Here is a 21,548-nt window from a genome sequence, read left to right as displayed (position 1 = left end):
TTGTACTATACAAATTTTTTATAAATTTACTTATGTTTATAGAGAATTTTTTTTAGAATTTCTATATTAGGAAAAATTCCATTCCAAAAAAAAAATGCATGCGCTGCTTGATAAAATAGCATTCCTATACCATTGGTATATTTCTTTACTTTTTTTTTATAATAGGAAGAATACGTGGTTTTTTTATTAGAATAATTTAAATCATAGAACAATGTGTTTTTTGAAATTTTCACAAATTTAGTTAGATTTTGTATTTCTCTGTAACTTACTATAGAAGTAGCTTGAATAATCAAATTATAAATTTGATTTTTTTTACAAGTATCTGCTATTTGAATATTTCTATTACCAAAAAAATTCTGTATTTCTTTGATTTTTCTAGCATTTCTAGCATGCAAAAATATTTTTATACTTTTAAAACTCATTAAACTAAGTACTATAGATTTTATTACTCCACCAGATCCTAAAATTAAAATTTTATAATTTTTTTTTAAAAATCCAATTTTTACTAAATCTTGCAGTAGTCCTATACCATCAGTATTATCTCCTATAAGAAATCCATTAATTTTTTTTATAACATTAACAGATCTACATTTTATACTTCTTTCAGTGTGAAAATCACATATACTATACGAAATATTTTTGAAAGGACTAGTAATATTCATACCAAAACCATCATTCAAAAAAAATTTTTTTATGTAGTAAAAAAAATTCTTTTTACTACAAGATATGCATAGATAATCTGACTTTTTATTATAGTACTCAAAAAATACTTTATATATGCTAGGAGACAAACTATCTTCTATGTTTTTACCAATAAGAGCAAATTTAGTCATAAAATTTATATTTTCTTAGTATTTTCCCATCTTTTGCATTTCTAATTTCTGAAGTATTTGTGTAATCTCCAGTCTTTTCTTGTAGAACATATACAGATTGAAATTTTCTTTTCACTTGATGGAATTTTTTATACGGTTTTTCTCCAGAAATATTAGCACTAGTAGAAATTATTGGTTTTTTAAAAAGTATACAAATTTTTCTTATTACATCAAATGCACTAATTCTTATAGCAATTGTAGAATAATTTCCAATTATCCATTTAGGAGTTGTTTTATTAATAGGAAATGTCCAAGTAACATTTCCTGGCCAAGTAGAAAAAATTTTTTTTTTCATTTTGTCGGAAATACTGCATTCGTTAACGTATTTTTTTAATTTTTCGTAATTACTTGATACAAGTACAAAACCTTTATTTTTATTTCTCTTTTTTATTGATATAATAGAATTAACTGCTTGTTCACAATCTGGATCACATCCTAAAGCAAAGACACATTCTGAAGGATAAGCTATAACTTTTTTATTTTTTAAAGCATATAGTATTTTATAAAAATTATTTTTGTCTTTTATTTTTTTCATCTTAAAATTATTAAAATAGTAAATTATGACTATACTAAAAATACTGCAGTATCCAAATAAAAACTTAAGAAAAGAAGCTAAAAAAGTTATTAAAGTAGATAGATATATAAAAAAAATTATACAAGATATGTTTGAAACAATGTACTATACAAAAGGAATAGGATTAGCAGCAACTCAAGTAAATATTCATAAAAGAATAATTGTAATAGATATTACAAAAAGTCGCAATCAAAAACTAGTTTTTATAAATCCAAAATTGTTGAAATATTCTGGTAGTATAAAAATGCAAGAGGGATGTCTTTCCATACCAAATAAGTTTGCTTATGTAAAAAGATATAAAAATATTAAAATAAGTGCTTTAGATGAAAATAGTAGATACTTTGAAATAAAAGCAAAAGATTTATTATCTGTATGCATACAACATGAGATAGATCATCTATTTGGAAAATTATTTATAGATCGTATTTCAGAAAATTTATGAAAAAATCTCATCTAAAAATTATTTTTGCAGGAAGTACAGAGTTTTCTTTGAATTACCTAAAATTTTTGCTAGAAAAAAATATTAATGTTGTTATGCTCATAACTCATAAAGATAAAAAATTTGGAAGAGGGAGAAAAATTCAAAAAAATGCAATTAAAAAATTTGCAGAAAACAATAAAATCTTTGTTTTACAAACAAACTGTATGAAAGATAAAAAGGTGTTTCAAAACATATCTTTTATAAAACCAGACTTAATATTAGTAATAGCATTTGGATTAATATTTCCAAAAAAAATTATACAAATTCCTAAATTTGGATGTATCAATGTACATCCTTCTATTCTTCCACGATGGAGAGGTCCATCTCCTGTACAAAGATCAATAATTTACGGAGATAAATATACTGGAGTTACCTTCATTAGCATGGATGAAAATATTGATACAGGAATGATGATAGAACAAATTTTTTGTAGAATACTAGAAACTGATACATCTGAGATACTTTATAAAAAACTTTTTGAATCTAGTAAACATAAACTAGTTTGTTTACTTAAAAATATAAAAAAAAGACATAAAATTTTTTTTAAAAAACAAATTGGAACTGCTACATATGCAAATAAGATATCTAAATGCGAAGCGAAAATTGATTGGAATCTCCCTGCTAAAAAAATAAATAGATATATAAGAGCTTTTATTCCTTGGCCTGTTTGTTATTTCTATCTAAATAAGTATAGAATTCGTGTTTTTAAGTCTAAAATAATAAAAAAAAAACAGGAAAGTAAAAAAAAAATATCTGGAACTGTAATAAAAATTGATAAATCTGGACTATATATTCAAACTGGAGATGGTATACTAAAAATAGAAAAAATCCAATTTCCTGGGAAAAAAATAGTATCAGTAAGAAATACTTTAGATTATCAAAAAAAAATTTTTCGTATAGGAGAAATACTAAAATAGAAATATGTATAATGTCAGAATGCAAATAATTAGCACTATTTTTCAAGTTTTAAATAAAAAAAAAGTTTAAAATTAATTTTTCAAAAATCTGCTAAAAAAGTTAAAAGAAACGATTTTTCTTTTTTTAAAGAAGCTTGTTTTGGAATTTTAAGAAGAAAGATAGTTTTAGATAGTTTAATAAAAAAATTAGTTAGTAATATAGATAAGAAAAAAATTTCCTACTATTTTATAGTACTAGGTCTGTATCAAATGATTTATATGAGAATTCCAGATTATGCTTCTATATCAGAAACTGTAAAAACTTTGTGTATGTTTCGTATGGAAAAACAAAAAAAATTTATAAATGCAATTCTAAGAAAATTTCAAAGAAATAGAGAAAATTTTTTAAAATATGTTTTAGTAAATAAAAAATATTCTATTCCATCATGGTTTAAAAAAAGAATAATTTCTAGCTATTCTGAAAAGATTTTATTTTATATAGTACAAGAAATGCAAAAAAAACCTCCTTTATGGATAAGAATAAATAGAAAAAAAATTACAAAAAAAGAGTACCAAAAAATTCTTAAAAAACGTAAAATACCTTATTTTAGCATTAGTAAATTTCCAGATTCTGTACAAATAAAAAAAAATTGTAGTACTAATAATATTCCAGGATTTAAAAAAGGTATATGTACTATACAAGATCTTTCTTCTCAAAAAAGTGTACTTTTATTAAATCCAAAAAATAAAGAAAATATTTTAGATATGTGTGCAGCTCCTGGTTGTAAAACAACTTATATACTAGAAATAGCTCCAAAATGTTCTTTAACTGCAGTAGAAAAAAATAAAAGTAGAATCAATCTAATTTATCAAAATTTATTTAGATTAAATCTTTCTTGTAAAATAATTTTAGGAGATGGAAGAAATTCAAAAAAATGGAATAAAGAAAAAAAACTTTTTGATAAAATTTTATTAGATCCTCCTTGTTCTAGTACAGGCATAATAAGAAGGTATCCAGATATTTTGTATAATAGGAGTCAAGAAGACATTGCTAATTTCGTAAAAATTCAAAAACAGTTACTAAATACAGTTTGGAAATTTTTAAAACCTGGTGGAATTTTAGTATATTCTACCTGTTCTATTCTTAAAGAAGAAAACGAAAAACAAATTTTAAATTTTATTGCAAATCATCCTGATGCTAAGATAGAAAAAAATAGAAAATCTTTTCATACTGGTATACAATTACTTCCTAAATCTTCTCAAGGAGATGGTTTTTATTTTGTTAAAATTTTTAAAAATTTTTTAAATTTTAAAGATTTTTAACTTTGGAAATTTAATGAAAATCATAATTGTTGGAGCAGGAAAGATAGGAAAAATTTTAATAGAAAATTTAGTTAGAAAAAATCATGATATTACGATCATAGATGTTGATAAAAATCAAATTAGAAGTATACAAAATAAATTTGATTTAAAAACAATCAATGGATTTGGTTCTCATCCAAAAATTTTAAGAAGTGCACAAGCACAAGAATGTGACATTTTAATAGCTACAACTAATTCAGATGAAATAAATATTATCATTTGTCAAATATCTAGTATTCTTTTTAAAATTCCAACTTGTATAGCAAAAATAAAATCAAATAAATATATTCAAGAATCAAAAAACCTTTTCAGAAAAAAAAGCATACCTATAGATTTTTTAATAATTCCAAAAAAAATTCTTTCAAAAAGTATCTATAAAATTATTAAATATCCAGGACTCTTGAGAGTAGTAGAATTTGCAAAAAAGAAAATCAGTTTTGTATCCGTAGATATTTGTAAGAAAAGCATTTTTTTAGGAAAAAGAATAAAAGAATTATACCAGTACTTTAGTATAAACTTTTTTTTATTTGCTATACTCAGAAAAAACAGAATTTTTTACCCAAAAGAAGAAACAAAAATTTATTTAAAAGATGAAATTTTTTGCATTTTAGATACAAAAAATTTAAAAAAATTTGTAAAACAAATTAAAAATAGAGTCTATAAAAGAATTATGATTTTCGGAGGAAATAGTATAGGGATAGAGTTAATTAAGTATTTAAAAAATAATTATATTATAAAATTGATTGAAAAAAATTTTAAAAGAGCAGATAATTTAGCAAAAAAATTACAGAACGTTACTATTTTATTTGGAAAATATTCAGATCGAAATTTAATGAAAGAGGAAAATATCAAACAAGTAGATTTATTTATTTCAATTACAAAAAATGACGAAGAAAATATTATATCAGCAATCCTAGCTAAAAAGATGGGAGCTAAAAGTAATTTAGCAATGATTACAAAAGTTTCTTATATAAATATTATAAAAGAAATTGATAAAATAGATTATTTTTTTTCTAAAAAATTAGAAATTTTTTCTTCTTTTTTGAAATATAAATATAAAAAACAGTATTCTATAAATAATTTAACTCTTCTTCAATATAAGAATGATAAAAAAGTTATAGAAATTATAGTAAAAAAAAATAAAAATTTTTCTAAAATGATAGGAATTAAGATAAATACAATAAAATTTTCTACAAACTTTTTTATTATAGCAATTGTAAAAAAGGAAAAAGTCTACATATATAGAGAAAGTATTGAAATTTTAATAGAAGATGGAGATAGAATAATCTTCTTTTTAGAAAAAGAAGAAGAATTATTTTCTATGATAAAAAATTTGTAGTTGCTATTTTTTTATTTTATTTTTTTTTCTTCTTAAAATTTCTATGTATGCCATATTTGCACTATCTCCTTTTCTAAAATGAGATTTTATAATTCTTGTGTATCCTCCTTTCGTATGCATAAATCTATTACGTATTTCAGAAAATAATTTTTTAACAATTCCTTTATCTTTCATAAGAGAAAAGACTTTTCTTTTATTGTGTATACTATTTTTCTTTGTTAAATTAATTATAGGTTCTATAAATCTCTTTAATTCCTTTGCTTTTTGCAAAGTAGTAAGAACTATTTCTTTTTTTATTAAAGAATATGCTAGATTTTTAAATAATGATCTTCTATGATCTGATTTAAGATTTAATCTTTTTCCAATTTTTTTATGTCTCATATTCTCTCTTTTTGAATTTTATTTATTTTCTTTTTTTATTTTTTCTGGATTCCAATTTTTTAGTTTAGTTCCTAAAGATAATCCTCTAGAAGATAGAACATCTTTAATTTCTGTAAGAGATTTTTTTCCTAAATTAGGAGTTTTTAGTAGTTCTACTTCTGTTTTTTGCACTAAATCTCCTATATACTGTATAGATTCAGCTTTTAAGCAATTTGCTGATCTTACTGTCAATTCTAAATCATCCACATTCTTAAGTAGTATAGGATCAAATTTTGGTAATTCTTTTTCTTTTTTTTGTTTTTTAATATCTTGTAAATCTACGAAAGATGATAGTTGTTCTGATAGTATTGTTGCTGCTTTTCTTATTGCAAAATCTGGTTCTATTGTTCCGTTTGTTTTAATCTCTATAATTAGTTTATCTAAATCAGTTCTTTGTTCTACTCTAGCAGCTTCTACTGCATATGATATTCTTTCTATAGGACTATAACAAGCATCTAAAAATAATCTACCTATTGGTCTAGAATTTTTTAAATTTCTAATTCTATTAGCAGCAGTTGAATATCCTCTTCCTTTTTCTATTTTAATTTTCATTTTTATAGAAGATTTTTTGTCTGTTAAATGGCATAAAACTTGATCTGGTTTTACAATTTTAATTTCTTCTGAATGGATTATATCTGCTGCCGTCACTTTTCCAATTCCAAATTTTTCAACAGTTACAATAGTACTTTGTTTTTCTTTTAGTACAACTGAGAGTTCTTTTAGATTTAGTAGTATTTCTAAAATATCTTCACGAACTCCTTCTTTTGTACTGTACTCATGTAGTACACCTTCTATCTCTACTTCTGTAACTGCATAACCTGGCATGGATGATAAAAGAACTCTTCTTAATGCATTTCCTAAAGTGTGACCAAAACCTCTTTCTAACGGTTCCAAAGTAACTTTGCTATGTGTTAAATCAATTTTTTCTATTTCTACAATTCTAGGAGTTAAAAAATTCATTATAGAATTTTGCATTTTTTCCTCACAAAATTTTATTTTGAATAAAATTCAATAATTAAATGCTCATTTATATCTGAATAAAGTTCATTTCTTTCTGGAAATCTTTTTATAGTTCCTTGCATTTTTTTATAATCTACTTCTATCCAAGATGCTTTTTCTCTAGATTCAGATATTTCTATAGAAGAAATAATTCTAGAATGATTTTGTGCTTTCTTTTTTATATAAATTTTATCTCCTACTTTAATTTGATAGGAAGGAATATTAACAATTTTTTTATTTACTAAAACGAATTTATGATTTACAATCTGCCTTGATTCTATTCTAGTACATCCAAATCCCATACGATAAATTATATTATCTAATCTTCTTTCTAAAAGAAGAAGTAGATTTTCTCCAGGTATACCTTTCATTTTAGAAGATTTTTTATAATAATTTCTAAATTGTTTTTCTAATATTCCATAAATTTTTTTTACTTTTTGTTTTTCTCTCAGTTGTTTTCCATAATCAGAAAATCTTGGTTTTTTTAAATTATGTTGTCCAGGTAATTGTCCAATTTTACATTTTGATTCTATAGATCTAATTCCAGATTTTAAAAATAAATCTGTCCCTTCTCTTCTACTAATTTTGAGTTTTGATCCTAAATATTTTGCCATTTAAATCCCCCTATTTTATACTCTTCTTTTTTTAGGAGGTCTACAACCATTATGAGGTATAGGAGTTACATCAGTAATATTAGTTATTCTAAAACCTGCAGAATTTAGAGTTCTAATTGCAGATTCTCTACCTGGACCAGGACCCTTTACCATAACTTCTAAATTTTTTATTCCATATTCTTTAACAGATTCTATACATCTTTCTGTAGCAACTTGTGCAGCAAAAGGAGTAGATTTTCTAGAACCTCTAAAACCGGAACCTCCAGAAGTAGCCCAACCTAAAGTATTTCCTTGTCTATCACTTATAGTTATGATTGTATTATTAAAAGAAGCATGTATATGTGCAATTCCATCTTTTATATTTTTTCTTTTTTTTTTTTTATTTTTAGAAAAAGTTTTTTTCATAAATTTTCCTTACCTTTTTATTGGTTTTCTAGGACCTTTTCTGGTTCTAGCATTTGTCTTTGTTCTCTGACCACGAACTGGAAGACGCCATTTATGTCTAATTCCTCTATACGATCCAATATCTATTAATCTTTTAATATTTAGATTTTTTTCTCTTCTTAAATCCCCTTCTATTAATAGCTTTGATACTTCATGTCTTATTTTTTCAATTTCTTCCTCAGATAAGTACTTAATTTTTTTATTTGCTTCTATTTTTAAAGAATTACAAATTTTATAAGAAAGACTCTTTCCTATTCCATATATAGAAGTTAATCCAATAAAAACATGTTTTTCGTCTGATATATTAATTCCAGCAATTCGGATCATATTTTAACCTTGTCTTTGTTTATGTTTTGGATCGACTTTACAAATAATTCTCAAAACTCTTTTTCTTCGTACAATTTTACAGTTTCTACATATTTTTTTTACTGAAGCTCTAACTTTCATTTTAAAATATCCGTTATTTTTTATAAAAACTTTTCAGATTTGCTTTTTTGAAAACAGATTCGTACTGATTAGACAAAATTAAAGTTTGAATTTGCGAAATAAAATCGATTATTACTACAACTACAATTAATAAAGAAGTCCCTCCAAAATAAAATGGTACTTTCAGCGCATTATGCATAAATTCTGGAACTAAGCAAATTAATGATATATATATTGATCCTAAAAAAGTTAATCTATTCATAATCTTTTCTATATGTATAGAAGTTTGTATTCCAGGTCTGATTCCAGGTAAGAAAGCACCAGATTTTTTTAAATTTTCTGCTGTTTCTTTTGCATTAAACATTAAATGTGTGTAAAAAAAACAAAAAAATATAATCGTAGCAGTGTATAAAAAGATATAGAAAAGCTTTCCCGGTTGCAAATTGTAAGTAATAAAGTTAAGGAATTTTATATTTTTATTTCCAAACCAAGAAAGTAAGGTAACAGGAAACAAAACAACACTGGATGCAAATATAGCAGGGATAACTCCAGCCATATTAACTTTTAGAGGAAGATGTGTACAATGAGAGTTATATATTTTTCTTCCTTGTTGTCTTTTTGGATAATGCACAGTAATTTTTCTTTGTCCCCTTTCTACAAAAACTACTAGAAAAGTTGTTAAAAAAACTAGCAAACAAACGAACAGAAACGAAAAAAAATGCAATTCCCCTTGTCTAGTTTGTTCTATAGTATTTGCTATTGCTTGAGGTAATCCAGCAACAATTCCAGCGAAAATTATTATAGATGTTCCACTTCCTATACCTCTTTCTGAGGCAATTTCTCCCAACCACATTAGAAACACTGAACCACAAACCAAACTTATAATTGCTGTAGAATAAAATTCGAAACTAGAATTTATTATAAGATCTTGCATTCCTGGTAAATTAGGAAGTCCAAATGATATTCCAATTGCTTGTAAAATAGAAATGCATAATGCTCCATATCTAGTGTATAGACTAATTTTTTTTCTTCCAGATTCTCCATTTTTTTTCATTTCTGAAAAAGAAGGATGTACAACTGTTAGCATTTGCACTATTATGGAAGAAGATATATACGGCATAATACCTAAAGAAAATATAGAAGCTCTACTAAAAGAACCTCCAGAAAACATATTAAACATTTCTATTATCGTTCCTTTATTTTTTTCTAAGAGTTTTGATAGTATTGTGGTATCTATACCTGGTATAGGAATATAAGATCCTATTCTAAATACAACTAGTATCAAAAATACAAAAAAAACTCTTTTTTTAATTTCTTTTATTCCATTTTTATTTCTCAAAATTGTTGAATAAAAATTTTGCACCATGTGTTATTTCTCCAAATTTTCACTCAATTTTTTAATTGCTAAATTCACTCCCTTAGTAATTTTTAGTCCTTCTATTTTTAATGGATTTTTAAGTATCTTTTTAGATAGTATTATTTTTACGAATTTTATGTTTTTAGAAATAATCTTTTTTTCTTTTAAAAAATTCAGATTTATTTTTTTACTACTATCGAAAATTTTTTGAAGACTAAAAAGTTGAATCTCCTTAAATCTAACTTTAGATTTTCTTGAATTGAATCCAAATTTCGGAAGCCTTCTGTACAAAGGCATCTGTCCTCCCTCAAAACCTCTTTTTATAGAAAATCCAGATCTAGATTTTTGCCCCTTATGTCCTCTTCCACATGTTTTTCCAAATCCTGATCCAATTCCTCTTCCCAATCTTTTTTTCTTTTTTTTTTTAGTTTTTAAAGAAATTTTATTTATTTTCATAAAATTCCTCAAATTTGATCATATAAGAAACTAAATTCATCATACCTCTTATTGATTTAGTATTTTTTACTATAGATATACTTCCTATTTTTTTCAAACCTAAACATAAAATAGTAGCTCTGTGTTTTGGTTTTTTCCCTATAGTACTTTTTATTTGTACAATTTTAAAAAATTTATTTTTCATCTTATTCAAAAATCTCTTGTATTGATTTTCCTCTCTTTTTAGAAATATAGTACACTGATTTCATATTTTTTAGAGATTCAATAGTAGCTCTAACAACATTCATAGGATTAGTAGAACCGTATATTTTAGTGAGTATATTTCTTATTCCTAAAACTTCTAATATTGGCCTCATGGATCCACCTGCAATAATTCCTGTACCTTCAGATGCAGGTTGCATAAAAATTTTAGATTTTATGTATTTCCCGTATATTTTGTACTGTATTGTTCCATTCTTTAAAAATACATTAATCATGTTTTTTTTAGCTTTTTCCATAGCCTTTTGTATTGCTATAGGAACTTCTCTTGCCTTTCCGTATCCAAAACCTACTTTTCCGTTTCCGTTTCCTACAACCGTTAATGCTGTAAAACTAAATATTCTTCCTCCCTTAACTGTTTTAGAAACTCGATTTACAGAAATTAATTTTTCTTTAAGATCTCCGTTTATTTTATCTATTTGCATAATTCCTTCTTAAATTTCATAATATTTAAAACTTCAGTCCAAATTCTCTTGCAGATTCCGCTAAAATTTTTATTTTTCCATGATACTTAAAACCAGATCGATCAAATGCTACTCTTTTGATATTTTTAGCAATAGCTCTTTTAGCTATTATTCTTCCTATTTTTTTAGCTGCTTCTATACTTCCAGTTTTAGAAAGATCTTTTCTAATTTTTTTTTCTATTGTAGAAGCAGAAACAATTGTTGATTTGTTATCAATAGAAAAAATTTGTGAATAAATATGTTTAGCAGTTTTGTATACAGAAAGTCTAAAGATATCTAAATTTTCTATTTTTTTTCTAGCATTTTTTGCTCTTCTTTTTCTAATTATTTTTTTTTTCATAATCTTTATTTCTTTTTAGTTTCTTTAATTTTAATAATTTCATCACTATACCTTATTCCTTTTCCTTTATACGGTTCTGGTGGTCTATAAGAACGAATTTCTGCAGCTACTTGTCCAACTTTTTGTTTATCAATACCTTTAATAAGAATTTGCGAATTTTTTTTACATTCTGCTAATATTCCTTCTGGTAATTTGTACTTAATACTATGCGAAAATCCTAAAAATAATTCTAAAATACTATTTTTAACAGAAGCTCTATATCCTACACCAAATAAAATAAGTTTTTTTACAAAACCATTTTTTACTCCTAAAATCATATTGTTTAGTATTGCTCTTGATGTTCCTGCAATAGACCAGTTTTTTGAAGTATCTTTTCCTACTTTTATATAGATTTTATTTTTTTTTATTTCTATAATTAAGCAATTATGAATAAAAAATTCTAATTTTCCTTTTTTTCCTTCTATAAAAATTGATTTTTTTCTCAATGAAACTACTACTTCTGTAGGAATTTCTATTGGCAATTTAGCTATACGAGACATGTTATTTCCAATTTATGAAATAGAACAAATAATTTCTCCACCTAGATTCATTTTTCTTGCTTTCTTATCTGTCATAATTCCTTTAGATGTGGAAAGTATTACGATTCCCATACCTCCCATAATTTTAGGAATATCTTTTTTTTTAGAATATATTCTTAACCCAGGTTTACTAATTCTTTTAATATTTTCTATTACTGGTTGCTTTTGGAAGTACTTTAGTACAATTTTAATACAAAAAAACTTTTTTTTTTTTAAATCACAATTTTGTATATATCCCTCTTTTTCTAAAATTTTGGCAATTTCGTATTTTATTTTTGAATAAGTTGAAAAAATTGATTTTTTTCTAGCTTTTTGAGCATTTCTTATGCTAGTTAAAAAATTTGCAATTGGATCTTGTAGACTCATAATTTCTCCTAATATTTTACCAACTTGCCTTTCTGAGGCCAGGTATTTCTCCTTTCATAGCTGCTTCTCTAACTTTCATACGACTCATTCCAAATTTTCTTAAAAATGCATGAGGTCTTCCAGTTTGCATACATCTATTTCTTTGTCTAGAAATACTAGAATCTCTAGGTAAAGATTGTAACTGCATAACAGCTTTCCATCTTTCTTTTTGATTTACTGTTCTATCAGATATAATTTTTTTTAATTTTTTTCTTTTTTTAAAAAATTTTTTTGCTAATTTTTTTCTTTTTAATTCTCTAGCTATTATTGATTTTTTGGTCATATTTTCTCCTAAAAAGCTAATCATAAAAAGGAAAACCAAAAAATTTTAAAAGTTCATAACCTTCTATTTTTGATTTCGCACTTGTTACTAAAGTTATATTCATGCCTCTAATACAATCAATTTTTTCGTAATCTATTTCTGGAAATATAATTTGTTCTCTAATACCTATATTATAGTTTCCCTTTTGATCAAAAGATTTTTTTGAAAATCCTCTAAAATCCCTAATTCTAGGTATTGCTATAAAAATAATCTTTTTTAAAAAATTCCACATATTATTTTTTCTAAGTGTTACTTTGCAACCAATTGCGTATCCTTGTCTTAGTTTAAAACTAGATATAGATTTTTTAGCTTTTGTGACAATTGGTTTTTGGCAAGATATTTTTTGCAAATCAACTATAGCATTTTCTAAAAATTTTTTATCTAAAATAGATTTTCCAACTCCTATGTTAATGACAATTTTTTTTATTTTTGGTACTTGCATAATTGATTTGTAAGAAAACTTTTCCATCATTCTGTGTACTATTTTACTCTTGTAGTATTCTTTCATATTATTTTAAATTTTATATACGCTTCTTATTGGATTTAAAAATTCTTATTTTTTTTTCTTTTTCAAATATAAACCTAACTTTATCTGCTTTTTTTGTGTATCTATTAAAGATAGCTACATTGGATATATTGATAGGAGCTTCTTTTTCTATAATTCCTCCAGAATCTTTTTCATTTGGATTTGGTTTTTTATGTTTTTTGACCATATTAATACCAGAAATAAATACTTTTAATTTATTTTTTATTTTTATCACTTTTCCAACTTTTCCTTTTTCTTTTCCTGATATAACTATGACTTCGTCATCTTTCTTAATTTTTCTTGACAAATTTTCCTCCAAAAATTACAGCACTTCTGGTGCTAAAGAAATTATTTTCATGAATTTATCTTTTCTTAATTCTCTAGTAACAGGACCAAATATCCTTGTTCCTATAATTTGTTCTGTAGTATTATTAAGAAGAACGCATTCATTTTGATCGAATTTTATTTGAGTTCCGTCTTTCCTTCTGATTCCAAACTTTGTTCTTATTACTACTGCTTTTAGTACTTCTCCTTTATTTACTTTTGATCTTGGTATTGCTTCTTTAACTGCAATTTTTATAATATCTCCAATATTTGCATATCTTCTTTTTGAACCTCCTAATACTTTTATACAAATTACATTTTTTGCTCCAGAATTATCTGCAACACGCAATATAGTTCTTTCTTGAATCATAGTATTTCTCTTATTTTTATAAATTTTTGGTTTTTTGTACTATTTTGATTAGAATCCAAGATTTTTTTTTTGAAATAGGTCTGCATTCTTTTATTCTAACTAAATCTCCTATTTTTCCAATATTTTTTTCGTCATGAACTTGTAGTTTTGTGGTTTTTCTGATTATTTTCTTATAGATTTTATGCTTTACAATTCTGTTTACAGAAACTATAATAGTTTTCTTCATTTTATTATTAACAATATATCCTAATAAAGTTTTACTATTTTTTTTTGACATTGGAAGACCTTTCTCTTTCTTTCAATATTGTTTTAATTCTAGCAATATTTTTTCTTGATCTACTAAAAAGATGTGTTTTTTTCTTTTCTTTAGAAATTTGCATTCTTAAATTAAATTGTTCTTTTAAAAGAAGAAGAATTTCATCAAATAGTTGCTTACTATTTTTTTTTCTCATTTCGTCAATATTCATTTTAGTATTCCTTTTTTACAAAAATAGTTTTTACAGGAAGTTTAGCAGAGGCAAGATTAAAAGCACATTTTGCTTCTTCTTCAGAAAAATTTTCTACTTCATATAAAATAGTTCCTGGTTTCACTATTGCAACCCAATATTCTACATTTCCTTTTCCTTTTCCCATTCTGACTTCAAGAGGTTTTTTAGTAATTGGTTTATCTGGGAAAATACATATCCAAATTTTTCCTTGTCTTTTTACAGATCTAGTTATTACTCTTCTAGCTGATTCTATCTGTTGAGCAGTAATTCTTCCTCTTGTAACAGCTTTTAATCCATAAGATCCAAATTGTAGTGTTGTTTTTGAAGCAATTCCCTTATTTCTTCCTTTTTGCATTTTTCTATATTTTGTATTTTTTGGTTGTAACATAATAAGTATTCTCAATTTTTATTATATTTACTGTTATTTTTCTTTTTTTTTCTTTCTATATTAGTTTTACCAAGTATTTCTCCTTTAAAAATCCAAACTTTTACACCTATAATTCCGTAGTTTGTTTTTGCTACAGAGTCACTATAATCTATATCTGCTCTAAAAGTATGAAGAGGTACTCTTCCTTCTCTATGCCATTCTGTTCTAGCTATTTCTGTTCCTCCTAATCTTCCACTAATTTCAATTTTTATACCTTTAGCTCCTGTTCTAATAGCATTTTGTACAGAACGTTTGATTACTCTACGAAACATAGCTCTTTTTTCTAATTGCATTGAAATTGATTCAGCTACTAATTTTGCATTTATTTCTGGTTTTCTAATTTCAGAAATATTAATTTTTGCTGGAACACCAGATATTTTTGCTATATCCTTTCTTAGTTTTTCTACATCTTCTCCTTTTTTTCCTATTATAATTCCAGGTCTAGCTGTATATATCGTAACACGAATACTTTTTGCTGGTCTTTCTATAATAACTTTTGAAACTGATGCTTTAGATAATTTTTTCTTTAAAAATTCTCTAACTTCAAAATCACTTTGTAAATTTTTAGCAAATTCTTTTTTTTCTACATACCAAATTGAACTCCAAGATCTTATTATACCTAATCGAATTCCATTAGGATGAACTTTTTGTCCCATTTTAGCAAATCTCCTTTTATCGTTGTTTTGAAGATAGAATTAAAGTAATATGACTTGTTCTTTTAAGAATTCTATCAGCTTTTCCTTTAGCTCTTGGCATAATTCGTTTCATTGATACTGCTTTATCAATAAAAACTTTCTTTATAAATAGGTATTTAGGTAAAATTCCATAATTATTTTCAGAATTTGCTATAGCAGATTTTAGTACTTTATATAAAAGAAAAGCAGATTTTTTTTTACTAAACTGTAGTATTTGTAAAGCAAGAATAGCTTTTTTTCCTTTTATTAAATTTGCTATTAAACGAATTTTTTGTGCTGAAGATTTAGCATAAAGATGCTTTGCTAATATTTCTTTCATATATTACTCTCTTTTTCCTTTGTTTTTTTCTTTTTTCTCTTTATTATGCCCTCTATAAGTTCTAGTAGGAGCAAATTCTCCTAATTTATGTCCTACCATTTCGTCTAAAATGTAAATCGGTATGTGAGTTTTACCATTATGAACGGAAATAGTTAAACCTACCATATTAGGGAAAATAGTAGAGCGACGAGACCAGGTACGAATTGGTTTTCTACTTTTTTCTTTTATTGCTTTTTCTACTTTTTTTAGTAAATGTTTATCAATAAATGGACCTTTTTTAATAGATCTTGGCAAAATTTTTCTCCATTATTTATTATTTTTTTGTTTTTTTCTTAATTATATATTTATCAGTTCTTTTATTTTTTCTTGTTTTTTTTCCCTTACTTTGTATTCCAGAAGGAGAAACAGGATGTTTACCAAAATTTTTTCCTTCTCCTCCTCCATGAGGATGATCTATAGGATTCATTGCAGTTCCTCTTACTGTTGGTCTAATTCCATGCCATCTTTTTGCTCCTGCTTTTCCTAAAGAACGTAGCATATGTTCGTTATTTCCAACTTCTCCTATTGTAGCTCTACAACTAGTATGTATTTTTCGAATTTCTCCTGATCGTAATCTAATAGTTGCATAATTTTCTTCTTTTGATAAAATTTGTGCGTAAGATCCTGCAGATCTTGCTATTTGACCCCCTTTTTTTGCTTTAATTTCTATATTAAAAATATTTATTCCTATAGGAATATTTTTAATTGGTAAACAATTTCCTATTCTAATATCTATATTTTCTCCAGATTGTATTTTATCTCCAACTTTTATCCCTTTTGGAGCAATAACATATCTTTTCTCCCCATCTTGATATACTAAATACGCTATATTTGCAGAACGATTAGGATCGTATTCTATTCTTAAAACTTTAGCAAAGATATTATCTTTGTTTCTCTTAAAATCTATTAATCTGTATTTTCTTTTTTGTCCCCCTCCTATATGTCTTGTGGTAATTCTTCCAATATTATTTCTTCCTCCAGTTTTTTTAATTTTCTTTAATAAAGATTTATTTTTTTTTTTCTTAAATTTAGTTATTTCTTGACTTTTTATTTTTATTAAATGCCTTCTACCAGGAGAAGTTGGTTTACATCTTATAATTATCATAATTTTATTCAATTAATATTTTATCTAATATTACTAATAGACTTCAAATTTTGTCCTTTTTCAGCAATCAAATAAGCTTTTTTATAATCTTTTCTTCTTCCAAAAAAATTTTTATACTTTTTTTTCTTTCCTTTCACAACTAAAGTATTAATTTTTTTGATTTTAATTTTAAAAATTTTTTCAAAACAATATTTAATAATTTTTTTATTAGTATTTTTTGGAACTCTAACAACAATTGTTCTATTTTTTTCAAAAGAAACAGAAGATTTTTCTGAAATATGCATATTTTTTATTACTTTAAAAGGATGGAAATTATCATTCATGCAGGTTTTCCTTTATTTTTTTAATAGAATTTAAAAAAATTACTATTTTTTGATAAGAAATTAAATTAACTGGATTAATATTTTGAACTTTTATAATTTTTATTTTTTTTAAATTTCTAGAAGCAAGAAAAAGATTTTTTGAAATTTCTTCTGAAATAATTAAAATGTTGTACTTTTTTGGTTCCATAAATTCTATAGAATTTAAAAAATCTTTAGTTTTATTAGTTTTTAAATCTATTTTTTCTATAAAAAATATTTTTTTTTTTCTAAATAGCTCTGAAAAAATTGATTTTATAGCTAATTTGTACATTCTTTTATTAATTTTTATTTTTCCTTTTTTTATTTTAGTACCAAAAGTTACTCCACCTGATCTCCATATCGGACTTTTCACACTTCCTGATCTTGCTCTTCCAGTACCTTTCTGTTTCCAAGGTTTTCTATTTGATCCTTTTACACACGATCTATTTTTTTGTACAGATCTACCTTTATGTATACTGTAATTATAGTAGTTCAATACTTGATGTACTAAGTTTGGATTATATTGAGTTTGAAAAATACTAAATAGTTCTTTTTTTTTTTTTATAACTTTTTCTATAGGAATATACATATTTCCTCTTTATTTAAAATAAATTTTAATTGCTGGTTTTACGATAATATTTCCTCCTACTGATCCAGGGACACATCCTTTTACTAGCAAAATATTTTTTTCTTCATCAATACGAATAATTTTTAAATTTTGTATAGTGACTTTTTTATTGCCTAACCTTCCAGACATTTTTTTTCCTTTAAATGTCCTTCCTGGAGTTTGATTTTGTCCAATAGAACCAGGCGCTCTATGAGATAGAGAATTACCATGTGTGGCATCTTGAGATCTAAAATGCCATCTTTTTATGGTACCGGAAAATCCTTTACCTTTTGAATATCCCAAGATATCTACTTTTTTGACTTTTGAAAATATTTTTAGATTTATTTTTTGACCAATCTTATAATTTTCTTTATTTGTTCTAAATTCCCATAATCCTATACCTGGAGTTAAAGAGGACTTTAAAAAAATTCCTAAATATGGTTTTTTGACTTTTTTATTTTTTTTTTCTCCTGTTGTCACTTGTATAGCAGAATATCCATGTTTTTTTTTTGTTTTAATAGAAACTATAAAGTTATCTTCAAATTTTACAATTGTAACTGGTATTGAATTTCCTTTTTGATCAAAAATTCTAGTTATACCAATTTTTTTTCCTACTAAACCTATCATAAAATTACCTTTATTTATCCTAAGCTAATTTGTACATCTACACCAGCTGCAAGATCTAATTTCATTAAAGCATCTACTGTTTTTTCAGTAGGTTCTACTATATCAACTAATCTTTTATGTGTTCGAATCTCGTATTGATCTCTAGCATCTTTATTTGCATGAGGAGAAATTAGAATTGTAAATCTTTCTTTTTTTGTAGGCAAAGGTATTGGACCTCTAACTTGTGCTCCTGTTCTCTTTGCTGTTTTCACAATTTCTACTGTCGATCGATCTATCAATCTATGATCAAATGCTTTTAATCGTATTCTTATTCTTTGCTTTTGCATTGACTATAATTCTCTATTATTAGATTATAAATATATTTAAAAATAAATTTTGCAGAAATTATAAATCTTTACTATACACAAATATTTTCAGTAAGCAATAGAAACTATTTGAAAATTATAAATAATATTTATTTTTTTCTTTCAATAATAATTTTTTCAGAAATATTTTTTGGAGCCTCTTGGTATTTCAAAAATTCCATAGAATAGCAAGCTCTTCCTTGTGTTTGAGATCTTAAATCAGTGGCGTAACCAAACATTTCAGATAAAGGAATACTTGATTTAATTTTTTTTCCAAAAGAAAAACTTTCCATACTTTCTATTGTTCCTCTTCTTCTATTTAGATCTCCTATTACATCTCCCATATATTGCTCTGGAGTCTCTATTTCTACAGACATAATTGGTTCTAAAATTACAGGATTAGCTTTCATAAATCCCTCTTTAAATGCAATAGAACTAGCTATTTTAAAAGCTATTTCAGAAGAATCTACTTCATGAAATGATCCATCAAACACTGTAACTTGAACATTTACTATGGGATATCCAGCTAAAACTCCACTTTTAATTTGTTCTCTTATTCCTTTATCAATAGCAGGTATGTATTCTTTCGGTATAGTTCCTCCAACTATCTTATTAACAAATCTATAAATTTTATTTTCAGATTTTTTTATGGGTTCTATTCTGATCCAAACATGCCCAAATTGTCCTCTACCACCAGATTGTCTAATAAATTTTCCTTCTTGTTCTACAGATTTTTTTATAGTTTCTCTATAAGCTACTTGAGTTTTTCCAACATTAGCAAGAACTTGAAATTCTCTTTTCATTCTTTCTATCAGTATTTCTAAATGAAGTTCTCCCATACCTGCAATTACTGTTTGTCCAGATTCTTGATCAATCCATACTTTAAATGAAGGATCTTCCTGTGCTAATTTATTTAGTGCCAAACTCATTTTTTCCTGATCTGCTCTTGTTTTTGGTTCTATAGCAACTGAAATAACTGGATCAGGAAATGCCATTTTTTCTAGTATAATGGGATTTTCTAAATCACAAAGAGTATCTCCAGTTGTAATTTGTTTAAGCCCTACTGCAGCTGCAATATCTCCAGCTTTTACTTCCCTAATTTCTTCTCTTTTATTAGCATGCATCTGTACTATTCTTCCTATTCTTTCTTTTTTTTTCTTTGTAGAGTTTAAAATTGTACAACCAGAATGTATTTTTCCAGAATATACTCTAAAAAATGTTAAATTTCCAGAAAATGCATCGTTGGATATTTTAAAAGCTAAAGCTGAAAAAGGCTCATTTTCATCAGATTTTCTAAAAATTTTCTTTTCACTCTTCTCATCTATTCCATAAATTGGAGGAAGATCTTTTGGAGAAGGAAGGTATTCTACTATAGCATCTAACATGGACTGCACTCCTTTATTTTTGAATGCTGAACCACAAGTTACTAAAGTAATTTCGTTATTTAGAACTCTTTTTCTTAGTCCAGATTTTATTTCTTTTTCTGTTAATTTTTTTCCTGAAATATATTTTTCTAAAAGATCTTCTGAAGATTCTGCAGCAGATTCTATAATTTTTTGATTGTATTTAAAAGAAATTTCTTTTAGAAAATGAGGAATTTCTGAATATGTGAAAGATATTCCTTGATCATTGTCTTTCCAATGTATTGCCTTCATCTTTATTAAATCAATAATACCTGTAAAATTTTCTTCAGATCCTATAGATAGATGAATTGGAATAGGATTTGCAAGTAATCTTTCTTTTAACTGTTTTATAACAAGAAAATAATTCGCTCCAATTCTGTCCATTTTATTTACGAAAGCAATTCTGGGAATTTTATATCTATTTGCCTGTCTCCAAACAGTTTCTGATTGAGGTTGTACTCCTCCAACAGCGCAGTATATCATTACTACTCCATCTAGAATTCTCATAGATCTTTCTACTTCTATAGTAAAATCTACATGTCCTGGAGTATCAATGATATTAATTCTATGAGGCTCAAATTGATTTGCCATACCACTCCAAAAACAAGTTGTTGCTGCAGAAGTAATTGTAATGCCTCTTTCTTGTTCTTGATCCATCCAATCCATAGTAGCTGAACCATGATGGACTTCTCCAATTTTATGGTTTACTCCTGTATAAAACAGTATTCTTTCAGTAGTTGTTGTTTTTCCAGCATCTATGTGAGCACTAATTCCTATATTCCTATATCTTTGAATTGGTGTAGTTTTTGTCAAATTATACTCCTTTATTTAAATTAAGTTACCATCTATAATGAGCAAAAGCTTTATTTGCTTCAGCAATTTTATGCATATCTTCTTTTCTTTTAACAGAAAAACCTCTATTTTTTTCTGCGTCAGAAATTTCTTCTGCTAATTTTAAGAACATAGATTTTTCTTTTCTCTTTCTAGCAGATTCTATAATCCAACGCATTGCTAAAGTATTTTTTCTGCTACTTTTTACTTCTACTGGAACTTGATATGTTGATCCTCCTACTCTTCTAGATTTAACTTCAACACTAGGTTTAACATTTTCTAATGCGGATTCGAAAGTTTCAATCCTACTTTTTCCTGATTTTTTAGCACATATTTTGAGTGCTTTATACACTATTTTTTCTGCTAAAGATTTTTTTCCATCGAACATCAAAATATTAATAAATTTTGCTAAAAGAACAGAACCGAATTTAGGATCTGGTAGTATTTTTCTCTGTCCAATAAATTTTTTTCTAGACATTTGTAGAACTCCAAAAT

The 21,548-nt window shown here is 25.4% G+C and carries 35 protein-coding genes and 1 pseudogene; 4 read left to right on the top strand and 32 right to left on the bottom strand.

Annotation, left to right across the window (positions count from 1 at the left end):
- Positions 1–26: 26 nt before the first annotated feature.
- Both AOQ89_RS02205 and tsaC read right to left on the bottom strand, forming a co-directional pair.
- Positions 27–833: a hypothetical protein gene (locus AOQ89_RS02205; RefSeq protein ID WP_080873023.1), complete on the bottom strand. Its 807-nt coding sequence runs from the start codon at positions 831–833 to the stop codon at positions 27–29.
- Positions 826–1,407: an L-threonylcarbamoyladenylate synthase type 1 TsaC gene (gene tsaC / locus AOQ89_RS02200; protein ID WP_080873021.1), complete on the bottom strand. Its 582-nt coding sequence runs from the start codon at positions 1,405–1,407 to the stop codon at positions 826–828. Before tsaC ends, AOQ89_RS02205 begins: the two co-directional genes overlap by 8 nt.
- 25 nt (positions 1,408–1,432) lie before the next feature.
- Between tsaC and def the strand changes: the two genes are divergently transcribed.
- From def to trkA, 4 genes and pseudogenes are all read left to right on the top strand, one after another.
- Positions 1,433–1,888, top strand: a complete 456-nt coding sequence (def, locus tag AOQ89_RS02195; RefSeq protein WP_080873019.1) for a peptide deformylase — start codon at positions 1,433–1,435, stop codon at positions 1,886–1,888.
- Positions 1,885–2,844 (top strand): methionyl-tRNA formyltransferase, encoded by a 960-nt coding sequence (fmt, locus tag AOQ89_RS02190; protein ID WP_080873017.1) that lies wholly within the window; start codon positions 1,885–1,887, stop codon positions 2,842–2,844. The genes def and fmt overlap by 4 nt, the downstream gene beginning before the upstream one ends.
- A gap of 72 nt (positions 2,845–2,916) precedes the next feature.
- Positions 2,917–4,146, top strand: a pseudogene (rsmB, locus tag AOQ89_RS02185) (16S rRNA (cytosine(967)-C(5))-methyltransferase RsmB); the annotation flags it as partial.
- 13 nt (positions 4,147–4,159) lie between these two features.
- Positions 4,160–5,524, top strand: a complete 1,365-nt coding sequence (gene trkA, locus AOQ89_RS02180; protein WP_080873014.1) for a Trk system potassium transporter TrkA — start codon at positions 4,160–4,162, stop codon at positions 5,522–5,524.
- A 3-nt stretch (positions 5,525–5,527) separates the two neighbouring features.
- On the opposite strand, the gene rplQ is transcribed toward trkA, so the two are convergent.
- From rplQ to rpsG, 30 genes are all read right to left on the bottom strand, one after another.
- The gene (gene rplQ, locus AOQ89_RS02175; protein WP_080873012.1) at positions 5,528–5,905 is read right to left on the bottom strand and encodes a 50S ribosomal protein L17; all 378 of its coding nucleotides are present in this window, start codon (positions 5,903–5,905) and stop codon (positions 5,528–5,530) included.
- Between the two features lie 18 nt (positions 5,906–5,923).
- The gene (locus tag AOQ89_RS02170; RefSeq protein WP_080873010.1) at positions 5,924–6,919 is read right to left on the bottom strand and encodes a DNA-directed RNA polymerase subunit alpha; all 996 of its coding nucleotides are present in this window, start codon (positions 6,917–6,919) and stop codon (positions 5,924–5,926) included.
- A gap of 17 nt (positions 6,920–6,936) precedes the next feature.
- A complete protein-coding gene (gene rpsD / locus AOQ89_RS02165) occupies positions 6,937–7,557 on the bottom strand; it encodes a 30S ribosomal protein S4 (RefSeq protein ID WP_080873008.1) in 621 nt (206 codons plus the stop codon).
- A 15-nt stretch (positions 7,558–7,572) separates the two neighbouring features.
- Positions 7,573–7,962 (bottom strand): 30S ribosomal protein S11, encoded by a 390-nt coding sequence (gene rpsK / locus AOQ89_RS02160; protein ID WP_080873006.1) that lies wholly within the window; start codon positions 7,960–7,962, stop codon positions 7,573–7,575.
- A gap of 9 nt (positions 7,963–7,971) precedes the next feature.
- The gene (rpsM, locus tag AOQ89_RS02155; RefSeq protein ID WP_080873004.1) at positions 7,972–8,328 is read right to left on the bottom strand and encodes a 30S ribosomal protein S13; all 357 of its coding nucleotides are present in this window, start codon (positions 8,326–8,328) and stop codon (positions 7,972–7,974) included.
- Positions 8,329–8,331: 3 nt separating this feature from the next.
- Positions 8,332–8,448 (bottom strand): 50S ribosomal protein L36, encoded by a 117-nt coding sequence (gene rpmJ / locus AOQ89_RS02150; protein ID WP_080873003.1) that lies wholly within the window; start codon positions 8,446–8,448, stop codon positions 8,332–8,334.
- Between the two features lie 13 nt (positions 8,449–8,461).
- Entirely contained in the window at positions 8,462–9,793 is a 1,332-nt protein-coding gene (secY, locus tag AOQ89_RS02145) for a preprotein translocase subunit SecY (protein ID WP_080873001.1), read from the bottom strand.
- 3 nt (positions 9,794–9,796) lie between these two features.
- A complete protein-coding gene (gene rplO / locus AOQ89_RS02140; RefSeq protein WP_080872999.1) occupies positions 9,797–10,240 on the bottom strand; it encodes a 50S ribosomal protein L15 in 444 nt (147 codons plus the stop codon).
- Complete coding sequence (rpmD, locus tag AOQ89_RS02135; protein WP_080872997.1) at positions 10,227–10,424, bottom strand: 50S ribosomal protein L30; 198 nt, start codon at positions 10,422–10,424, stop codon at positions 10,227–10,229. The genes rplO and rpmD overlap by 14 nt, the downstream gene beginning before the upstream one ends.
- Position 10,425: 1 nt before the next feature.
- Positions 10,426–10,923, bottom strand: a complete 498-nt coding sequence (rpsE, locus tag AOQ89_RS02130; RefSeq protein WP_080872995.1) for a 30S ribosomal protein S5 — start codon at positions 10,921–10,923, stop codon at positions 10,426–10,428.
- A gap of 25 nt (positions 10,924–10,948) precedes the next feature.
- Positions 10,949–11,302, bottom strand: a complete 354-nt coding sequence (gene rplR / locus AOQ89_RS02125; RefSeq protein WP_080872992.1) for a 50S ribosomal protein L18 — start codon at positions 11,300–11,302, stop codon at positions 10,949–10,951.
- A gap of 5 nt (positions 11,303–11,307) precedes the next feature.
- Positions 11,308–11,841, bottom strand: coding sequence for a 50S ribosomal protein L6 (gene rplF, locus AOQ89_RS02120; protein ID WP_080872989.1), 534 nt, complete (start codon positions 11,839–11,841; stop codon positions 11,308–11,310).
- A 12-nt stretch (positions 11,842–11,853) separates the two neighbouring features.
- Positions 11,854–12,246, bottom strand: coding sequence for a 30S ribosomal protein S8 (gene rpsH, locus AOQ89_RS02115; protein WP_080872987.1), 393 nt, complete (start codon positions 12,244–12,246; stop codon positions 11,854–11,856).
- 16 nt (positions 12,247–12,262) lie between these two features.
- The gene (rpsN, locus tag AOQ89_RS02110) at positions 12,263–12,568 is read right to left on the bottom strand and encodes a 30S ribosomal protein S14 (protein WP_080873359.1); all 306 of its coding nucleotides are present in this window, start codon (positions 12,566–12,568) and stop codon (positions 12,263–12,265) included.
- A 16-nt stretch (positions 12,569–12,584) separates the two neighbouring features.
- Positions 12,585–13,115 carry a 50S ribosomal protein L5 gene (rplE, locus tag AOQ89_RS02105; protein WP_080872985.1) on the bottom strand — a complete coding sequence of 177 codons (531 nt, stop codon included), beginning with the start codon at positions 13,113–13,115 and terminating at the stop codon, positions 12,585–12,587.
- 13 nt (positions 13,116–13,128) lie between these two features.
- The gene (rplX, locus tag AOQ89_RS02100; protein ID WP_080873358.1) at positions 13,129–13,440 is read right to left on the bottom strand and encodes a 50S ribosomal protein L24; all 312 of its coding nucleotides are present in this window, start codon (positions 13,438–13,440) and stop codon (positions 13,129–13,131) included.
- Between the two features lie 15 nt (positions 13,441–13,455).
- The gene (gene rplN / locus AOQ89_RS02095) at positions 13,456–13,827 is read right to left on the bottom strand and encodes a 50S ribosomal protein L14 (RefSeq protein ID WP_080872982.1); all 372 of its coding nucleotides are present in this window, start codon (positions 13,825–13,827) and stop codon (positions 13,456–13,458) included.
- Positions 13,828–13,843: 16 nt separating this feature from the next.
- Complete coding sequence (gene rpsQ / locus AOQ89_RS02090; protein WP_080872979.1) at positions 13,844–14,104, bottom strand: 30S ribosomal protein S17; 261 nt, start codon at positions 14,102–14,104, stop codon at positions 13,844–13,846.
- Positions 14,088–14,294 carry a 50S ribosomal protein L29 gene (gene rpmC / locus AOQ89_RS02085; protein WP_080872976.1) on the bottom strand — a complete coding sequence of 69 codons (207 nt, stop codon included), beginning with the start codon at positions 14,292–14,294 and terminating at the stop codon, positions 14,088–14,090. Before rpmC ends, rpsQ begins: the two co-directional genes overlap by 17 nt.
- 1 nt (position 14,295) lies before the next feature.
- Positions 14,296–14,703 carry a 50S ribosomal protein L16 gene (gene rplP / locus AOQ89_RS02080; protein WP_080872971.1) on the bottom strand — a complete coding sequence of 136 codons (408 nt, stop codon included), beginning with the start codon at positions 14,701–14,703 and terminating at the stop codon, positions 14,296–14,298.
- 11 nt (positions 14,704–14,714) lie between these two features.
- Positions 14,715–15,398 (bottom strand): 30S ribosomal protein S3, encoded by a 684-nt coding sequence (gene rpsC / locus AOQ89_RS02075; RefSeq protein WP_080872969.1) that lies wholly within the window; start codon positions 15,396–15,398, stop codon positions 14,715–14,717.
- Positions 15,399–15,414: 16 nt separating this feature from the next.
- Positions 15,415–15,756: a 50S ribosomal protein L22 gene (gene rplV / locus AOQ89_RS02070; protein ID WP_080872965.1), complete on the bottom strand. Its 342-nt coding sequence runs from the start codon at positions 15,754–15,756 to the stop codon at positions 15,415–15,417.
- 3 nt (positions 15,757–15,759) lie between these two features.
- Complete coding sequence (gene rpsS / locus AOQ89_RS02065; protein ID WP_080872961.1) at positions 15,760–16,050, bottom strand: 30S ribosomal protein S19; 291 nt, start codon at positions 16,048–16,050, stop codon at positions 15,760–15,762.
- Positions 16,051–16,069: 19 nt separating this feature from the next.
- Complete coding sequence (gene rplB, locus AOQ89_RS02060; RefSeq protein ID WP_080873357.1) at positions 16,070–16,900, bottom strand: 50S ribosomal protein L2; 831 nt, start codon at positions 16,898–16,900, stop codon at positions 16,070–16,072.
- A gap of 20 nt (positions 16,901–16,920) precedes the next feature.
- Positions 16,921–17,223 (bottom strand): 50S ribosomal protein L23, encoded by a 303-nt coding sequence (gene rplW / locus AOQ89_RS02055; protein ID WP_080872957.1) that lies wholly within the window; start codon positions 17,221–17,223, stop codon positions 16,921–16,923.
- Positions 17,216–17,830, bottom strand: coding sequence for a 50S ribosomal protein L4 (gene rplD / locus AOQ89_RS02050; RefSeq protein WP_080872953.1), 615 nt, complete (start codon positions 17,828–17,830; stop codon positions 17,216–17,218). The genes rplW and rplD overlap by 8 nt, the downstream gene beginning before the upstream one ends.
- Positions 17,831–17,839: 9 nt before the next feature.
- Positions 17,840–18,475, bottom strand: coding sequence for a 50S ribosomal protein L3 (gene rplC / locus AOQ89_RS02045; protein ID WP_080872949.1), 636 nt, complete (start codon positions 18,473–18,475; stop codon positions 17,840–17,842).
- 14 nt (positions 18,476–18,489) lie between these two features.
- Positions 18,490–18,801 carry a 30S ribosomal protein S10 gene (rpsJ, locus tag AOQ89_RS02040; protein WP_080872947.1) on the bottom strand — a complete coding sequence of 104 codons (312 nt, stop codon included), beginning with the start codon at positions 18,799–18,801 and terminating at the stop codon, positions 18,490–18,492.
- Between the two features lie 128 nt (positions 18,802–18,929).
- Entirely contained in the window at positions 18,930–21,035 is a 2,106-nt protein-coding gene (fusA, locus tag AOQ89_RS02035; RefSeq protein WP_080872945.1) for an elongation factor G, read from the bottom strand.
- A gap of 25 nt (positions 21,036–21,060) precedes the next feature.
- Positions 21,061–21,531, bottom strand: coding sequence for a 30S ribosomal protein S7 (rpsG, locus tag AOQ89_RS02030; RefSeq protein ID WP_080872942.1), 471 nt, complete (start codon positions 21,529–21,531; stop codon positions 21,061–21,063).
- Between the last annotated feature and the right edge of the window lie 17 nt (positions 21,532–21,548).

The organism is bacterium endosymbiont of Pedicinus badii, from assembly GCF_002075085.1.
Classification (GTDB): domain Bacteria; phylum Pseudomonadota; class Gammaproteobacteria; order Enterobacterales; family Enterobacteriaceae; genus PRUG.
The sequence above is the reverse complement of the archived record's forward strand: the minus strand, read 5'-3'. Positions and strand labels throughout refer to the sequence as shown.

Bases quoted from the DNA above. Each gene is read 5' to 3' on its own strand.
- AOQ89_RS02205 (WP_080873023.1), bottom strand. From the start codon at position 833: ATGACTAAATTTGCTCTTATTGGTAAAAACATAGAAGATAGTTTGTCT.
- tsaC (WP_080873021.1), bottom strand. From the start codon at position 1,407: ATGAAAAAAATAAAAGACAAAAATAATTTTTATAAAATACTATATGCT.
- def (WP_080873019.1), top strand. From the start codon at position 1,433: ATGACTATACTAAAAATACTGCAGTATCCAAATAAAAACTTAAGAAAA.
- fmt (WP_080873017.1), top strand. From the start codon at position 1,885: ATGAAAAAATCTCATCTAAAAATTATTTTTGCAGGAAGTACAGAGTTT.
- trkA (WP_080873014.1), top strand. From the start codon at position 4,160: ATGAAAATCATAATTGTTGGAGCAGGAAAGATAGGAAAAATTTTAATA.
- rplQ (WP_080873012.1), bottom strand. From the start codon at position 5,905: ATGAGACATAAAAAAATTGGAAAAAGATTAAATCTTAAATCAGATCAT.
- AOQ89_RS02170 (WP_080873010.1), bottom strand. From the start codon at position 6,919: ATGCAAAATTCTATAATGAATTTTTTAACTCCTAGAATTGTAGAAATA.
- rpsD (WP_080873008.1), bottom strand. From the start codon at position 7,557: ATGGCAAAATATTTAGGATCAAAACTCAAAATTAGTAGAAGAGAAGGG.
- rpsK (WP_080873006.1), bottom strand. From the start codon at position 7,962: ATGAAAAAAACTTTTTCTAAAAATAAAAAAAAAAAAAGAAAAAATATA.
- rpsM (WP_080873004.1), bottom strand. From the start codon at position 8,328: ATGATCCGAATTGCTGGAATTAATATATCAGACGAAAAACATGTTTTT.
- rpmJ (WP_080873003.1), bottom strand. From the start codon at position 8,448: ATGAAAGTTAGAGCTTCAGTAAAAAAAATATGTAGAAACTGTAAAATT.
- secY (WP_080873001.1), bottom strand. From the start codon at position 9,793: ATGGTGCAAAATTTTTATTCAACAATTTTGAGAAATAAAAATGGAATA.
- rplO (WP_080872999.1), bottom strand. From the start codon at position 10,240: ATGAAAATAAATAAAATTTCTTTAAAAACTAAAAAAAAAAAGAAAAAA.
- rpmD (WP_080872997.1), bottom strand. From the start codon at position 10,424: ATGAAAAATAAATTTTTTAAAATTGTACAAATAAAAAGTACTATAGGG.
- rpsE (WP_080872995.1), bottom strand. From the start codon at position 10,923: ATGCAAATAGATAAAATAAACGGAGATCTTAAAGAAAAATTAATTTCT.
- rplR (WP_080872992.1), bottom strand. From the start codon at position 11,302: ATGAAAAAAAAAATAATTAGAAAAAGAAGAGCAAAAAATGCTAGAAAA.
- rplF (WP_080872989.1), bottom strand. From the start codon at position 11,841: ATGTCTCGTATAGCTAAATTGCCAATAGAAATTCCTACAGAAGTAGTA.
- rpsH (WP_080872987.1), bottom strand. From the start codon at position 12,246: ATGAGTCTACAAGATCCAATTGCAAATTTTTTAACTAGCATAAGAAAT.
- rpsN (WP_080873359.1), bottom strand. From the start codon at position 12,568: ATGACCAAAAAATCAATAATAGCTAGAGAATTAAAAAGAAAAAAATTA.
- rplE (WP_080872985.1), bottom strand. From the start codon at position 13,115: ATGAAAGAATACTACAAGAGTAAAATAGTACACAGAATGATGGAAAAG.
- rplN (WP_080872982.1), bottom strand. From the start codon at position 13,827: ATGATTCAAGAAAGAACTATATTGCGTGTTGCAGATAATTCTGGAGCA.
- rpsQ (WP_080872979.1), bottom strand. From the start codon at position 14,104: ATGTCAAAAAAAAATAGTAAAACTTTATTAGGATATATTGTTAATAAT.
- rpmC (WP_080872976.1), bottom strand. From the start codon at position 14,294: ATGAATATTGACGAAATGAGAAAAAAAAATAGTAAGCAACTATTTGAT.
- rplP (WP_080872971.1), bottom strand. From the start codon at position 14,703: ATGTTACAACCAAAAAATACAAAATATAGAAAAATGCAAAAAGGAAGA.
- rpsC (WP_080872969.1), bottom strand. From the start codon at position 15,398: ATGGGACAAAAAGTTCATCCTAATGGAATTCGATTAGGTATAATAAGA.
- rplV (WP_080872965.1), bottom strand. From the start codon at position 15,756: ATGAAAGAAATATTAGCAAAGCATCTTTATGCTAAATCTTCAGCACAA.
- rplB (WP_080873357.1), bottom strand. From the start codon at position 16,900: ATGATAATTATAAGATGTAAACCAACTTCTCCTGGTAGAAGGCATTTA.
- rplW (WP_080872957.1), bottom strand. From the start codon at position 17,223: ATGAATGATAATTTCCATCCTTTTAAAGTAATAAAAAATATGCATATT.
- rplD (WP_080872953.1), bottom strand. From the start codon at position 17,830: ATGTATATTCCTATAGAAAAAGTTATAAAAAAAAAAAAAGAACTATTT.
- rplC (WP_080872949.1), bottom strand. From the start codon at position 18,475: ATGATAGGTTTAGTAGGAAAAAAAATTGGTATAACTAGAATTTTTGAT.
- rpsJ (WP_080872947.1), bottom strand. From the start codon at position 18,801: ATGCAAAAGCAAAGAATAAGAATACGATTAAAAGCATTTGATCATAGA.
- rpsG (WP_080872942.1), bottom strand. From the start codon at position 21,531: ATGTCTAGAAAAAAATTTATTGGACAGAGAAAAATACTACCAGATCCT.